Annotated in this window: 16 protein-coding genes; 9 read left to right on the forward strand and 7 right to left on the reverse strand. The window is 63.9% G+C overall.

The window, feature by feature from the left end:
* The first annotated feature begins 31 nt into the window (after positions 1-31).
* Entirely contained in the window at positions 32-907 is an 876-nt protein-coding gene (locus tag L2Y97_RS03955; protein ID WP_247433272.1) for a methyltransferase domain-containing protein, read from the forward strand.
* A 41-nt stretch (positions 908-948) separates the two neighbouring features.
* Here the strand turns inward: L2Y97_RS03955 and L2Y97_RS03960 are convergent, their stop codons facing one another.
* Positions 949-1,437, reverse strand: coding sequence for a hypothetical protein (locus L2Y97_RS03960; RefSeq protein WP_247433274.1), 489 nt, complete (start codon positions 1,435-1,437; stop codon positions 949-951).
* 132 nt (positions 1,438-1,569) lie between these two features.
* Entirely contained in the window at positions 1,570-2,382 is an 813-nt protein-coding gene (locus L2Y97_RS03965) for a ParB N-terminal domain-containing protein (protein ID WP_247433277.1), read from the reverse strand.
* Positions 2,383-2,543: 161 nt separating this feature from the next.
* Here L2Y97_RS03965 and L2Y97_RS03970 point away from each other — a divergent pair, with 161 nt between their 5' ends.
* Positions 2,544-2,954, forward strand: coding sequence for a DUF1801 domain-containing protein (locus L2Y97_RS03970; protein WP_247433280.1), 411 nt, complete (start codon positions 2,544-2,546; stop codon positions 2,952-2,954).
* Here the strand turns inward: L2Y97_RS03970 and L2Y97_RS03975 are convergent.
* The 3 genes from L2Y97_RS03975 to L2Y97_RS03985 form a co-directional block, all read right to left on the reverse strand.
* On the reverse strand, positions 2,951-3,586 hold the full coding sequence (locus tag L2Y97_RS03975; protein ID WP_247433282.1) for an FMN-binding negative transcriptional regulator: 636 nt from the start codon (positions 3,584-3,586) through the stop codon (positions 2,951-2,953). The genes L2Y97_RS03970 and L2Y97_RS03975 overlap by 4 nt on opposite strands.
* 111 nt (positions 3,587-3,697) lie before the next feature.
* Positions 3,698-4,378, reverse strand: a complete 681-nt coding sequence (locus tag L2Y97_RS03980) for a class I SAM-dependent methyltransferase (RefSeq protein WP_247433285.1) — start codon at positions 4,376-4,378, stop codon at positions 3,698-3,700.
* Positions 4,379-4,428: 50 nt separating this feature from the next.
* Positions 4,429-5,457, reverse strand: coding sequence for a thioredoxin family protein (locus L2Y97_RS03985; protein ID WP_247433288.1), 1,029 nt, complete (start codon positions 5,455-5,457; stop codon positions 4,429-4,431).
* 177 nt (positions 5,458-5,634) lie between these two features.
* Here L2Y97_RS03985 and L2Y97_RS03990 point away from each other — a divergent pair, with 177 nt between their 5' ends.
* Entirely contained in the window at positions 5,635-6,018 is a 384-nt protein-coding gene (locus tag L2Y97_RS03990) for a VOC family protein (RefSeq protein WP_247433290.1), read from the forward strand.
* Between the two features lie 84 nt (positions 6,019-6,102).
* On the opposite strand, the gene L2Y97_RS03995 is transcribed toward L2Y97_RS03990, so the two are convergent.
* On the reverse strand, positions 6,103-7,074 hold the full coding sequence (locus L2Y97_RS03995) for a YVTN family beta-propeller repeat protein (RefSeq protein ID WP_247433293.1): 972 nt from the start codon (positions 7,072-7,074) through the stop codon (positions 6,103-6,105).
* 259 nt (positions 7,075-7,333) lie between these two features.
* Entirely contained in the window at positions 7,334-8,248 is a 915-nt protein-coding gene (locus L2Y97_RS04000; protein WP_247433295.1) for a YVTN family beta-propeller repeat protein, read from the reverse strand.
* Between the two features lie 319 nt (positions 8,249-8,567).
* Between L2Y97_RS04000 and L2Y97_RS04005 the strand changes: the two genes are divergently transcribed.
* The 6 genes from L2Y97_RS04005 to L2Y97_RS04030 all read left to right on the forward strand — a co-directional run bounded on the left by L2Y97_RS04005 (position 8,568) and on the right by L2Y97_RS04030 (position 12,249).
* Positions 8,568-9,452 (forward strand): alpha/beta hydrolase family protein, encoded by an 885-nt coding sequence (locus tag L2Y97_RS04005; protein WP_247433298.1) that lies wholly within the window; start codon positions 8,568-8,570, stop codon positions 9,450-9,452.
* Between the two features lie 89 nt (positions 9,453-9,541).
* On the forward strand, positions 9,542-9,874 hold the full coding sequence (locus L2Y97_RS04010; protein WP_247433300.1) for a hypothetical protein: 333 nt from the start codon (positions 9,542-9,544) through the stop codon (positions 9,872-9,874).
* 48 nt (positions 9,875-9,922) lie between these two features.
* Complete coding sequence (locus tag L2Y97_RS04015) at positions 9,923-10,156, forward strand: hypothetical protein (protein WP_247433303.1); 234 nt, start codon at positions 9,923-9,925, stop codon at positions 10,154-10,156.
* A 63-nt stretch (positions 10,157-10,219) separates the two neighbouring features.
* On the forward strand, positions 10,220-11,200 hold the full coding sequence (dusA, locus tag L2Y97_RS04020) for a tRNA dihydrouridine(20/20a) synthase DusA (RefSeq protein ID WP_247433306.1): 981 nt from the start codon (positions 10,220-10,222) through the stop codon (positions 11,198-11,200).
* A 69-nt stretch (positions 11,201-11,269) separates the two neighbouring features.
* Positions 11,270-11,557 carry a PepSY domain-containing protein gene (locus L2Y97_RS04025; RefSeq protein WP_247433309.1) on the forward strand — a complete coding sequence of 96 codons (288 nt, stop codon included), beginning with the start codon at positions 11,270-11,272 and terminating at the stop codon, positions 11,555-11,557.
* A complete protein-coding gene (locus tag L2Y97_RS04030; protein ID WP_036115892.1) occupies positions 11,557-12,249 on the forward strand; it encodes a response regulator transcription factor in 693 nt (230 codons plus the stop codon). Before L2Y97_RS04025 ends, L2Y97_RS04030 begins: the two co-directional genes overlap by 1 nt.
* The last annotated feature ends 7 nt before the right edge of the window (positions 12,250-12,256 follow it).

Consider the following 12,256-nt stretch of genomic DNA (forward strand, 5'->3'; position numbering starts at 1 on the left):
CGCGTGACCGCTCAAGGAAGACGTGTCGGCCGTGAGAACCGCGTCAACGGCTGCGCCCGTTACCATGCACGGCATGACCGATGCCCCTTGTGCCTTCCTCCACCTGCTTGAAACCGACACCACGTGGCGTGAGCCCGGTGCCTTCCGATGGCGTGCGGATGCGGCCGACCAGCTCGACCTGTTGCTGGTGGCGATGACGGACGACACGCAACGCCAGCGCGCCGAATCGTTGTTGGAGGCCATGTCCGCTGCCGATGACGCCCTCTTCCGTGAGTTGCGCGCCGCGATCATCGCGGGCGAAGGAAAGGCAGCGCTCGCACCGTGGCTTGATGTGGGCGAGCCGGTGGGTGCGCATTACGATGCGCTCGATGTGCTGCTTGCCGGTGTGCTTGCCATCGACGAGCCCGTGTTGGATGACCCGCGGCCGCCGGCCGACATGGTCTTCTACCAGCCCACGCCTGCCCGGCATATCGTCGATGCAGTGCGGCGTACGGCCCTGTCGCCCGCGGATCATTTGCTGGACCTGGGCTCGGGCCTTGGTCACGTTCCGCTGCTGGCCCGCATCCTGAGCGGCGCGGCCGTATCCGGCCTGGATCGTGAGCCTGCGTATGTCGACAGTGCGCGGAACGCAGCCACGGCGCTGGGGCTGCCGGAGGTGGCGTTCGCATGCGGTGACGCACGGGACGCCGACTACTCAAGGGCGAACGTGTTCTACCTGTTCACACCGTTTATTGGCCCCGTGCTACGCGATGTCGTGGCACGCCTGGAAGCGGAGGCGCAAAAACGACCTGTTCAGATCGTCGCCCTCGGCCCATGCACGCGCACTTTCGCCCGTCAGCCCTGGCTGCAGACGAAGGATGCCCATCCCGAAGCCACCGACCGCGTAGTCCTCTTTACGCCCCGGTAGGAGCGCGCTTGCGCGCGATAGCGGTAGTGCAGGGCAGCGCTTCAGCGCCCGTGAAACCGCCCCGTCGCCCCGCCCACCGAGATGCTGACGCCACCTGTCGGGTGCTCGCAGCTGCCAAACGCCTGGGAAAGGCTAACCGCCCCGCCCTGGTAGCTGCCGCTGCCGCCATGGCTGGCGCTGACCACACCGGTGGAAACGCTGCCGTGGACCTGGGGCTTGTTGTAAGTGGCGTCGTCACAGTGGGGGCCATCATCTTCCACCACATCCGCGCCGGCCATGCGGCCACTGGTATCACCGTAGTAGGTGCCCGGCGGGTCCTTGGGGTGCGCCGGCGTCACGGCAACGCTTTCCTTGCCGTTCTTGGAGCCGGTGGCGGCCACCGATGAGGCCGCGGCAGGCGCCGGGGCGCTGCTGGCGGCCGCTGGCGCGTAATTCGGGGGCAGGTTGAGGTTGAGCGGCTTGCCCGCATCCTGCGCGACGGCGGTGCCGGCGAGCAGGGAAAGGGCGGTAACGACGAGGATGGCTTTCATGGAACGCTCCGGGGGACCTGCCATAGAACGCCTGGGGGAGCGTCCGGTGTACGGGGGTTGGAACATCCGGGCAACCGGGAGTTCCCTGGCCGCCCCATCGCGCGCAAGCGCGCCTCTACACAGTAACGCCCTTCAGCCCTCTTCGGGAGCTTCGAGGGGCGGCTCGCCCAGGCGGGCGCGCAGGGTGTCGATCTCACGGCGCAGGTTGCGGTTCTCGGCTTCCAGTTCGGCGACCTGTTCCTGCAGGGCCAGCACATCCCCCGAGGGCTTTTCGCGAGGCTTGCGCTTGGATTCGCGTACGCGCTTGGCGGCCTGCTTCAGCTCCTGGTCGCCGGCCGTGGCGGCGGCCCGCTGCTCGTCCTCGGGCAGCGAGGCCACGGCGGCGCCCGCGCTGATGGAGAGGGTGCCGGACTTGACCGCGGCGACCACCTCGGGGGCGGCCTCCTTGCGGATCTTTTCGATCATGCCCACCTGGTTGGCACTGATCCGGGCCTCGCGGGCGATTTCCTTGCGGCTATCGGCCGGGTTGGGGCGCGGGGCCTTGGGTCGTGCGGGCTCCGAGCCGGTCGCGTCGAACGGCAGGTCGTTCTCGTCCGCCTTGGCCGGCTCTTCGGCTTCCCGCCGCGCCGCCAGGATCTCGCGCTTGCGCAAGGCCAGCACGCCGCGCTGGAAATCCGAGACGCTGCGCCGGCCCAGGTGCTGCTCGATCATCCACAGGTGCACGTCATCCATGGACTGGAAACGCTCGTTCTGCACTGTCTTGAACGGGATATCGTGCTTGCGGCAGATGCCGTAGCGGTTGTGCCCATCCACCAGGGTATCGCCCCACAGCACCAGCGCATCGCGGCAGCCCTCGGTAAGCAGGCTCCGCTCCAGCGATTCGTGCTCATCCGGGGTGAGCGGATCGATGTAAGCCTTGAGGTCTTCGTTGACGACGATATGCATGGGCAGGGCGCGGAATGGTGGACAGGCGGCCGCGCATTCTAGTGCCTGCGGGTCTCATGTGCAGCGACCGGCGGGCCTTGACATCACCGTTACCGCAAAGCAGCGCGACACTCGGCCATGTTTCCCGTACGGTCAATGGCGGGACTTACACGGGAGCCACCATGACAGCAAGCAAGGATTCCGCACCAGTGGTTGATGCGTCGGCCCTGATCGATGAGCGCATCGCCAGCCTTGGCGACTGGCGTGGCGATGCGCTCGCGCGCGTGCGCAAGTTGATCCATGAAGCGCTGCCCGATGTCGTCGAGACCTGGAAGTGGATGGGTACGCCGGTGTGGGAGCACAACGGCATCATCTGTACCGGTGAGAGCTACAAGGACAAGATCAAGCTGACCTTCGCGAAGGGCGCTGCGCTGGCAGATCCGGCCAAGCTCTTCAATTCAAGCCTCGATGGCAACGTGCGTCGCGCCCTGGATATCGGCAAGGGCGAGAAGCCGGATGCCACGAAGTTCAAGGCGCTGGTGAAAGCCGCGGCGGCGCATAACGCGACGAAGAAGGCCGGGCGGAAGCGTTAGACCACTGGTTTGCGCGACGCACGCATGGCGGCGGCGAGCGCCGGGTTACCGCTGCCTTCCACACCGTTCACTGCGCCCTCGAAATCGCCGGGCGTACGGTTCTGCGACAGCTTTCGCTTTCCTTCGAGGCGGGTGATCTCGACTTCGATGCCGACAATATGGGCGAGTTGTTCGGCCAGGTAATCGGCGGGTGCGTCGCTCATCGTCCATGGCTCCGGCAACCGTGCCTCGTGTTCACGGGTTAACCTTGCCACGACGCCGCGTACGAACTTCTCGTCATCAATGACGCGGATGCGGCCATGGACATTCACCACTTCGTAGTTCCATGTGGGTACGTGGCGGTGGGTTTCCTGCTTGCTCGGGTACCAGTTGGGCGAGATGTAACCATGGGCACCACGGAAAACGACCAGAACATCATCACCATCGGTCACATCGCGCCACACTGCGTTTGCGCGAGCGACATGCGCCACGAGGACACCTGATTCACCACGCGCCTCATCGAGCAGGAACGGAACGTGGTTCGCATCCAGGCCGGCGGAGGTGTGGGTTACCAGCGTGCCGAGCGGATGCTCGCGCATGAAGCCGTGCAGGACCGCGGGATCCGATTCGGTGAAGAGGGCAGGCACGTACATGGGCAGGTTGCATCGCAGTGGAGAGGGCACGCTCAGGTGACCGGAGGTACCCATGGAAACACGCAAAGGGCCTCCATGGACAGGGCGACGCCTCGTAGCCGCCGGCCCGCTTCACGTGGATCGGTTGTAGGCGACCCAGCCACGGAACGTGAAACCTGAGTAGAACTGTTCGATCCGTTCGAATCCGGCGTCACGCAATAGCGCCTCGTCTTGTTCCGGTGGAAGCAGCGGCAGGCGGGTGCTGATCGCGGCCGATGCGTTCTGTGCGTCCTTCGCTGGAACGCCGGATACGGTCGCAAAGGCGGCGTAGCGAGCCAGCCAGCGCTCCCTCGCGCCATCATCAAGCGGAAAGCTATGGTGGGCCACGACCAGTGGCGCGCCGGGGCGCAGTCGGCTGCGAAGCTCCTGCAGGGTATGCAGTCGCTCATCGGCATTGAGGAAGTGCAGGGTGAGCAGGCAGGTTGCGCCATCGAACGGCCCGCCCGGGGCCGTATCGATATAGCCTTCATGGAGCTCGGTGCGCGACGAGAGGGCGCCAAGGGTTGAATGCGCGAGCCTGAGCATCTCGGCGGAAGGATCGACCCCCACAAACGTCCAACCGGGCTGCGCCTCAGCAAATGCCTTCAGTTCGAGGCCACCACCGGCGCCGAGTACAAGCACCGTGCCCCCGGGTGGCACCACCTCGGCAAGGAGGATGGCAGCCATCTGCTGCATACCATGGAAACCGGGAACCTGACGCACGGGGCCTTCCGCGTAGCGGGCGACGGCCTGGGGATCGGAGAACGACGACACGGTGTGCTCCACTTCGTAAAGTGAAACATTATAACAATTCGTCGTGCCGATCAGCCAAACGTAAACGAATACGCCTGTGCGCCCGGATCGAGGAATTCGATCGTGAACACGTGATCGGTAATGGGGAGTGTCTGGCGGATCAGCTGGTACATCCGTGGCTGGTCAATCGTGCCACTGCCTTGGGCATCCGTATCCACACCATGGGCGCTCCCCGGTGCCTTGCCATCGATGGTGACGCGGAAGCGGACGCTCGCTCCGTTCACCGACGGCCCAAGCACCAGGTGCAGGTCACGGGCGTGGAAGCGATACACGATCTTGCTCCCCGCGCCACCTGATGTGGCGTACTCGCGCCCCATGCGCCAGTTGCCGGCCAATGCCCAGTGGTTCAGCTGTAGGGCTTTGGGTGCCGAATAGGCGTTCATCTGGTCCTGCACCACGCCACCGGCTGACGCGAACTGCTCGGTGCGCCCGTAGCCCGTGTAGGTCTCGGGGGAGCGTTCGTCGTCGGTATCTGCTGGTGCTTCCGCGCCCTGGCCCGCCGGGTCGACGAGGGCGCCTTCCATGGGCTTATTGCCCGCCTCGGCAAGCAGCTGGCGGATCAGCAGCTCGGACTTGTCATAGTTGCCTTCACCAAATTCGGCATGACGCACCGTGCCCTTGGCATCGATGAAATAGAGCGCCGGCCAGTACTCGTTGTTGAACGTGTCCCACACGCGATGATCGCTGTCGATAGCGACCGGGTAGTTCACGTCGTATTCCTTCACGGCGCGCTGGATATTCGTCGCATCACGCTCGAAACCAAATTCCGGGGAATGGACGCCAATGACGACCAGGCCCTGGCTTTTGTACTTATCCGCCCACGCGCGCACATAGGGAACCTGGCGCAGGGAATTGATACAGGAGTAAGTCCAGAAGTTAACCACGATGACTTTGCCGCGGAGATCGGCGTCGGTAAATGGCCTCGTATTGAGCCAACCGGTCGCTCCGTCGAAAGGCGCGACGGCGGCCGCGCGGACCGGCATGGCCAGGCCGGCGGCCAGGGCGGCGCTGAGCAGCGCGAAGGGAAGGATGTGTTTCATGGCCAGACTCCGGGGTGGGTCGGGACAAGAATTACATCAGGCGATCCGTTCGTTCGATTGCACCAACGTATCGGATCGATGGAGAAGGCGGCCAGCCGCTTTCGGACAGGCGCACGATGCGCCATGCTTCGGTGGCTTGCGCCACACGCCCGTCCCTTGTCCACCCCGGAGGTCTGTATGCAACGAGTTACCGGTATCGGCGGTATTTTCTTCAAAGCGAAGGATGCTCCCGCCTTGCGGGCCTGGTATCAAAAGCACCTCGGGATCGACGTGCAGGCCTGGGGCGGTGCGGCATTTACCTGGACCGACAGCGAGGGAAAGCCGTATGCCGGCACCACCATCTGGTCCATATCATCGGGCAATGACGGCCAGGTGCCCGAAGGGCAACCCTTCACCATCAATTACCGTGTCGCCGACTTGCACGCGCTGGTGAAGGTGCTTCGGGAGGAAGGCTGCAACGTGCTGGATAAAGTGGACGATTCCGAATACGGCAAGTTCGGCTGGGTGATCGACCCGGAAGGGAACAAGGTCGAACTGTGGGAGCCGCCCGAGGGGCAGTAAGACGGAGCTCCAAATGCAACGGCCACCTCGCGGTGGCCGTTGCCGAACGTGTCCATGTCGTCCAGATCGCGAATCTTCCCTGGCTCAGATCTCAGGCTGCACAGCGATAGCCGACGGGTTGTTGCCGACGTTGACCGTGGCAACCACCTTGTTGTTGATCGGATTGATCACCGACACCGTGTTCGAGCCAGCATTCGTGACGAATACGCGGCCGAGCGGAAGGCTCACAGCGAGGGGGCCCGGTGCCGCACCGACCGGCACGGTCGCGATCACCTTGTTGCTGGTCGCGTCGATCACCGACACCGTGCTATCGGAAAGGTTGGATACATAGGCGCGCGTGCCGAACAGGCTGGCGGCAACGGCATCCGAGTTATTGCCGGTAGCGATCGTGTACTTCACCTGGTTGGTCGAGGTATCGATCACCGACACGTTGCTCGAACCCTGGTTGGCCACGTACACGCGGGCACCGAACGGGCCGACATCCAGGCCGGTGGGGGAGGTGCCGACCGGCACGGTCGCCACGAGCTGCTTCGTGCGGGTATCGAGCACCGATACCGTGTTTTCGACAACGTTGGCGGTATACAGGTACTTGCCGCCCGGGCCCGTGGCTACGCCGAACGGCAGGCTGCCGACGGGCAGCGAATCAACCACCTTGTAGCTGGCCGTATCGATCACGGAGACCGTATTGTCATTGGCATTGGTGACGTACGCTGAGCGACCGTCCGGGCTGACCGTTACGCCGAAGGGAAAGTTGCCCACTGCGATGGAAGCGATGACCGTATTGGTGGCGGCCTTGATGACGGATACCGTGTTGTCACTGGCATTGGTCACGTAAACCTTGCCGCCATCGGGGCTGACAGCGATACCGAGCGGCGAATTGCCCACCGGGATGGACGCCGTGACGGCATTGCGGGTCGTATCGATCACCGACACGGTATTGTCGTTCTGGTTCGCCACATAGGCGTTCTTGTTGAAGGCGGCGGCGGGAAGAGCCACGGCGATCATCAGCAAGGGAAGGGCGGCACGAGCGGCCTTGAGCGTCAGTTGCTTATTCATCCTGGAATGCCTCGGTAGTGGAAGGGGGCGCAATACTTCGCCCGCCACGCCCGAGGGTGCGGGCATGTCGAGTCTCGTTGCTCGGTGCCCGCGCCTGGCTGGAGCCGGCTCACAGCGACATCGTCGTTGAGCGGCGTCACGTTATCGAAAGCTCGTTACCGGCTGTTTCCCCGGGCGTGACGCTGGATGTTGCACGGGCATTGCACGGAGGGAGCAGGGTGCAGCCACCCGGACCGGTGGCCGCACGTCAATACGCCGGTCAGTCGCGAGGCTGGATCGCGATGGCGCTGGGCCATTGGCCGGTTGCCACCGTGCTGATGACCTTGTTGGTGAGCGGATCGATCACCGATACCGTGTTTGAAGACACGTTCGCGACGTAGACCCGGCCCAGCCGGTTGACGGCGAGGGCACCTGGGTTCTCGCCGACAGGCACGGTGGCGATCGTGCGCCGCGTGATGGGGTTGATGACCGAGACGGTGCCGTCGACATCGTTCGCCACATACACGGGGATTCCGATGGGGCTGACCGCCACGGCATCCGGACCGTTGCCTGCCGGAAGCGTCGCGACGACATCGTTTGACCGGGTGTCGATCACGCTGACATCGTTCGTGACGTAGTTGCCCACATAGACGCGGGCGCCCAGCGGGCCTACGGCGATACCGTAGGGGAGCTCACCCACAGGGATGGACGCCGTTACCGTGCGCGTCGTGGTGTCAACGGCCGTCGCCGAATTGTCGCCCGCGTTTGCCGTATATAGCCGACGCCCGCCGGGTCCGAATGCCATGGCGATGGGCAGGTTGCCTACCGGGATGGTCGAGACGACCGTGTTGCTCGTGGTGTCGATCGCGGAAATCGTACTGTCGTTGGTGTTGGCGACATACACCTCACCACCGTTCGGATTTGCCGAGATCGCTGCCGGAGTCTTACCCACCGGAATGGTCGCGATCACCGTGTTCGAATCGGTATCGATGACCGAGACCGTGTTATCGCCACCGTTGGCGACATAGACAGTCATTCCGTCCGGCGCAATCGTTATCGCATCCGGGATCCTGCCTACCGGTACGGTCGCGGTGACCGTATTCGTCACCATGTCGATCACCGTGACATCGGCCGATTTGTGGTTCGCCACATACGCGTGATTGTTATGCGCGAACGCGAGTGCGGGCATCGCCATCGCCAATGCCAGGGGCAATGCGCTTCGGACAAGAATCGCGGACGAACGACGAGCTTTGGAACTACCCCCAACTTTCACTGTTCCAGTTGCCATGACATTCCTTTCATTGAACTGCCTGGGCACGATCGGGTGCCCTCCGTTATCTGTTCCTCGTGGCGCCTCGACGCCGCTGTGGCTACCGTGGCGCCCCGCGATCGTATCGTCTGGTTCGGGCGTTGGTAAGGCGGGCCTGGGCGGCCCTGCGGGCCGGGCGGCCTTGGGCTACGATTAGTGAGTCCCCGCGCAGGGGCGCCGGTTCGATCATCCAGGGGAGTGGGAAATGAAGTCCCGAACGTGGTTGTTTGCCTTAGGTCTGTACCTGCTCGCCACCGTGGTTCCCGCGAATGCCGACGAGAGCGCCGCAGCCGCCCAGGCGGCAACAGCAAAAGCCTCGATGGAAACTATGCAGATTCCCAGCCACGGCGGGCTGATGAACGCGCTGGTTTACATAGCGGCCGGTGAAGGGCCGCACCCCGTGGTCATCCTGCTGCATGGTTTCCCCGGCAACGAACGAAACCTGGATCTCGCACAGGACATGCGGCGCGCTGGCTGGGATGTGCTGTTCTTCAATTACCGTGGCTCGTGGGGTTCGACCGGCGATTTCTCCTTTGCCCATTCGATTGAAGACGTAGCCTCGGCGATCGCCTACGTGCGCACGCCCAGCAACGCAAAGCGCCTGCGGGCAGATCCGTCACGGATCGTCTTGGTCGGCCATAGCATGGGCGGCTTCATGGCCGTGCAGGGTGCGGCGGCCGATCCGGCCATCAAGGGCATCGCGATGATCTCCGGCGCCGATTTCGCCGAGATGTTCGGGCAGCTCAAAGGCAGCAAACCAGAGGCGGTAAAGGCCATGGCTGCAGGCCTGGCCAAGGAAGGCATGGCACCGTTGAGTGGCTGCACGCCAGAGAGCCTTGCGCAACAGGTAGCCGACCATGCAGCGACATGGTCATTCCGTTCGAAAGTCGATGCGTTGAAGACGCGGCCCGTGTTCGTCATTACATCCGATGACGGGCTTGCCCAAGCGGATAACGCGTTTGCCGATACATTGAGGAAGGCCGGCAGTGCGCAGGTGACGACGTTGCACCTTGCTACCGACCACGCGTACTCCGATAAACGTACCGAGCTTTCCGCGGCATTACTGAAGTGGCTGGCGGTGGCTAAGTGAGCCGTGCCCTCAGGTGGCGGCTCACAGGCATAGTCGCGGCCTTAGCCCTCGGAGTGGTCAATGCGCCCGTGCAAGCCTCAGAAGAAGGCATGCTCACACTGGATGCGTTCGAGGCCCGTTCTCCTGGAATCGGTGCCTCTGGTCCGGTGGCGGTGTCGGGATCGCAAGACACGCATGGTGTTTCCAGATTGCTGGTCAGCGCTTTTGGCAAGCACATGGAGCTTGATGCGGCTCTGCTAGATAAGCTCCACGGCTTTCACTTTAACGGAATGCAAATTTCGTATGAGGAGGGATACGAAGAGCTCGGCGGGCGCACCCTTTACATCATGCTTTCGAAAGGGTTCACCTCCGGGGTTGTCTCCAGGAAGTTCGTGGTCGTCACTGAAGATGGGGCGATCAAGGTGCGCGACGACCTTCGTTGATGGAGCAGCGCCAGCGATTGAGCTACATGTGACGATATGAGATCGACTATGACGAGCTATCAACGAATCGCCGTGCTGGTCCTCCGCCTTCTGGGCTCCCTCTGGACGTTGTTCATTACCTTTGTATGGGGCCTTTACCTGGTAGAAGCGGCGTTCGGCGTTGAGGTGCAGCACTATCCTGCCCACACGGTGATAGGCAACCTGGGGTACATCGTCCTGGGACTTCTGGTTGTGGCCATCTCGAAACCGCTGGGCCGCGCGGTTGGCCGGGGGCTGGATTAGGTCGCTGCTGTCCGACGCCAGCCATCGGTCCCGCTGGCGCGTCCGGGTTGCTAAAATACCCCGATGCAACCCATTGACCCTTCAGCCTTTCGCCTTACCGTCGCCCCCATGATGGACTGGACGGACCGGCACTGCCGGTACTTCCACCGTCTGCTGTCGCCGCATGCCCGCCTGTATACCGAGATGGTGACCAGCGCCGCGCTGGTACGCGGCGGGCAGCTGCGCCTGCTTGAGCACAGCCACGAGGAGCATCCGGTCGCCCTGCAGCTGGGCGGCAGCGACCCGGCGGAACTGGCCCAGGCCGCGATCCTGGGCGCCCGGGCCGGGTACGACGAAATCAACCTCAACGTGGGTTGCCCATCCGATCGGGTGCAGTCTGGCAAGTTCGGCGCCTGCCTGATGCGTGAGCCGGAGCTGGTGGGTGAGTGCGTCCGGGCGATGGCCGAGGTGGTGGATGTGCCGGTGACGGTGAAGTGCCGTATTGGCGTCGATGACCAGGACGAGTACGCCGACCTGCAGCACTTCACCCAGGTGATGGTGCAGGCCGGGGTCAAGATCCTGGTGGTCCACGCCCGCAAGGCCTGGCTGGAGGGGCTCAGCCCCAAGGAGAATCGGGAAATCCCGCCGCTCGACTACGGCCGGGTCTACCGGCTGAAGCAGGCATTCCCCGACCTCACCATCGTCATCAATGGCGGTATCACCAGCGTTGAGGCGGTGCAGGAGCATCTGGCCCACGTGGATGGGGTCATGCTGGGCCGGGCGGCCTACCACGACCCATTTATCCTGGCCCAGCTGGAAACTGCCCTGTACGGTGCGCCGCTGGCGGATCGGGCCGATGTGCTGGAGCGGATGCGCATCTACATCGAGGCCGAACTGGCCCGTGGCACGGCCCTGAAGCACATCACCCGGCACATCCTCGGCCTGTACCAGGGCGAGCCGGGCGCCCGGGGTTTCCGCCGCCAGCTGTCGGAGGGCGCCCATCTCCCGGGGGCCGATTGGGGCCTGATCGCGTCGGCCATGGCCCCCCTGCGCCGGGCGGCCTAAGTTTCGTTCAGCTTCAGGCCGGGCGGCGCTCGGCATGATCGGCGCGAATCGCATGCCACCGCGCCAGACATGAAAATCACGTTCCGTCCGCTAATTTTCGCCGCCATCTGCGCCGGCGCACCCTTCGCCGCCCTGGCCCAGCAGTCGATGACGCTGGAGCAGGCGGTAGCGAAGGTGCAGAAAGATACCGGGGGGAAGGTGCTTTCGGCGGACACCCGTCTGGTCGAGCGCGGCCGCATCACCGAATACCGGGTCAAGGTCCTCACACTGGACGGGCACGTGAAAGTGGTGCCCCTTCGAACCGAAACTGCCAAGCCCCTGGACGCCAGCGCCGGGGATAACAAGGAGAGACATTAATGCGAATCCTGCTCGTTGAGGACGAAGCCCCGCTGCGCGAAACCCTCGCGGCGCGCCTGAAGCGCGATGGCTTCGCCGTCGATGCCGCCCAGGATGGCGAAGAAGGCCTCTACCTTGGCCGCGAGGTCCCGTTCGATCTCGCCATCATCGACCTCGGCCTGCCCAAGCTGTCGGGCATGGACCTGGTGAAGGCCCTGCGCGAGCACGGCCAGCGCTACCCCATCCTGATCCTTACCGCCCGCGGCAGCTGGCAGGACAAGGTGGAAGGCCTGAAGCACGGCGCCGACGATTACCTGGTCAAGCCCTTTCACGTGGAAGAGCTGCTGGCGCGCATCAACGCGCTGGTCCGCCGCGCGAGCGGCTGGTCCAAGCCGGTGCTGGCCTGCGGCCCGATCAAGCTGGATACCACGGCCCAGACCGTGACCGTCGAAGGCCGCCAGGTGGACCTCACCAGCTACGAGTACAAGGTGCTTGAGTACCTCATGCTCCATGCGGGCGAGCTGGTCTCCAAGGCCGACCTCACCGAACACATCTACCAGCAGGATTTCGATCGCGATTCGAACGTGCTGGAAGTGTTCATTGGCCGCCTGCGCCGCAAGCTCGATCCGGAAAGTGCGCTCAAGCCCATCGAAACCGTGCGCGGCCGTGGCTACCGTTTCGCGATCCCGCGTAACGAGGCGGACGAAGACTAAGAACATC

The organism is Luteibacter aegosomatissinici (assembly GCF_023078495.1).
GTDB lineage: Bacteria > Pseudomonadota > Gammaproteobacteria > Xanthomonadales > Rhodanobacteraceae > Luteibacter > Luteibacter aegosomatissinici.

What these genes read in the sequence shown, in the direction of transcription:
- L2Y97_RS03960 (WP_247433274.1), bottom strand. Translation starts at nt 1,437, where the DNA reads ATGAAAGCCATCCTCGTCGTTACCGCCCTTTCCCTGCTCGCCGGCACC.
- L2Y97_RS03965 (WP_247433277.1), bottom strand. Translation starts at nt 2,382, where the DNA reads ATGCATATCGTCGTCAACGAAGACCTCAAGGCTTACATCGATCCGCTC.
- L2Y97_RS03970 (WP_247433280.1), top strand. Translation starts at nt 2,544, where the DNA reads ATGACAGCAAGCAAGGATTCCGCACCAGTGGTTGATGCGTCGGCCCTG.
- L2Y97_RS03975 (WP_247433282.1), bottom strand. Translation starts at nt 3,586, where the DNA reads ATGTACGTGCCTGCCCTCTTCACCGAATCGGATCCCGCGGTCCTGCAC.
- L2Y97_RS03985 (WP_247433288.1), bottom strand. Translation starts at nt 5,457, where the DNA reads ATGAAACACATCCTTCCCTTCGCGCTGCTCAGCGCCGCCCTGGCCGCC.
- L2Y97_RS03990 (WP_247433290.1), top strand. Translation starts at nt 5,635, where the DNA reads ATGCAACGAGTTACCGGTATCGGCGGTATTTTCTTCAAAGCGAAGGAT.
- L2Y97_RS03995 (WP_247433293.1), bottom strand. Translation starts at nt 7,074, where the DNA reads ATGAATAAGCAACTGACGCTCAAGGCCGCTCGTGCCGCCCTTCCCTTG.
- L2Y97_RS04000 (WP_247433295.1), bottom strand. Translation starts at nt 8,248, where the DNA reads ATGGCGATGCCCGCACTCGCGTTCGCGCATAACAATCACGCGTATGTG.
- L2Y97_RS04005 (WP_247433298.1), top strand. Translation starts at nt 8,568, where the DNA reads ATGAAGTCCCGAACGTGGTTGTTTGCCTTAGGTCTGTACCTGCTCGCC.
- L2Y97_RS04010 (WP_247433300.1), top strand. Translation starts at nt 9,542, where the DNA reads ATGCTCACACTGGATGCGTTCGAGGCCCGTTCTCCTGGAATCGGTGCC.
- L2Y97_RS04015 (WP_247433303.1), top strand. Translation starts at nt 9,923, where the DNA reads ATGACGAGCTATCAACGAATCGCCGTGCTGGTCCTCCGCCTTCTGGGC.
- dusA (WP_247433306.1), top strand. Translation starts at nt 10,220, where the DNA reads ATGCAACCCATTGACCCTTCAGCCTTTCGCCTTACCGTCGCCCCCATG.
- L2Y97_RS04025 (WP_247433309.1), top strand. Translation starts at nt 11,270, where the DNA reads ATGAAAATCACGTTCCGTCCGCTAATTTTCGCCGCCATCTGCGCCGGC.
- L2Y97_RS04030 (WP_036115892.1), top strand. Translation starts at nt 11,557, where the DNA reads ATGCGAATCCTGCTCGTTGAGGACGAAGCCCCGCTGCGCGAAACCCTC.